At 73.1% G+C, this 722-nt stretch carries 1 protein-coding gene and 1 pseudogene; both read left to right on the top strand.

Annotation, left to right across the window (positions count from 1 at the left end):
- Window positions 1–433 (top strand): helix-turn-helix domain-containing protein (locus G5C51_RS42310; RefSeq protein WP_240930305.1); only part of this gene is annotated, 433 nt, incomplete at its 5' end.
- 71 nt (window positions 434–504) lie between these two features.
- Window positions 505–722, top strand: a pseudogene (locus G5C51_RS42700) (phosphatase PAP2 family protein); the annotation flags it as partial.

The raw sequence follows: 722 nt of genomic DNA, 5'->3' as shown, positions 1-722 counted from the left end.
CCGCACCCCCGGCGCCGCACCGGGCAGCCCCCCGGCCACCGACCGGCTCGACCGGTCCCTGCCGGAAGACATCGGCGGCGACCCGCTCGCCGATGTCCTCGCGTGGGCGCTGGAGCACCTGCACGAGCCCTTCGACGTGGAGGCGCTGGCCGGGCGTGCGTACATGTCGCGGCGCACCTTCGACCGCCGGTTCCGTACGCTCACCGGCTCGGCGCCGCTGCAGTGGCTGATCACCCAGCGGGTGCTGCAGGCGCAGCGGCTGCTGGAGACCACCGATCTCCCGGTCGACGAGGTGGCCTCCCGCTGCGGCTTCCGCTCCCCGGTGGCGCTGCGCGGGCACTTCCGCCGCCAGCTCGACTCCTCGCCGGCCGCGTACCGGGCCGTCTTCAGGGCCCGTAACGATGGGGCCCCGATGCGCGGCGCCACAGCCTGACCGCCGCCGGGGAGCGCTAGCGCACCAACTCCCTTCCCGTCGCGACCTGATTGCTGGTTAGGGTGGGGCTCGTGGACGGGGGGCCGTTGGTGTCGGTGGTGCTGCCTTTATTACTGCGGGCTTGGCTGGGGGTCGTCGCGGGGCTTGCTGCGGTCGTGGTTGTCGTGCTCGGGGTGGTGTACAGCGGGCAGGACAGGCCTGGCGGCGTGGATGCGTGGGTCCAGGAGCCGACAGCGGATGCGGTTCGGGGGTCGTGGCGGGGAGTTGCGCTTGCTGTGGACTTCTGGGG

Origin of the sequence: Streptomyces coryli, from assembly GCF_011044975.1 — a bacterium.
Taxonomy (GTDB): Bacteria; Actinomycetota; Actinomycetes; order Streptomycetales; family Streptomycetaceae; genus Streptomyces; species Streptomyces coryli.
This window is presented reverse-complemented; position numbering and strand designations above follow the sequence as displayed.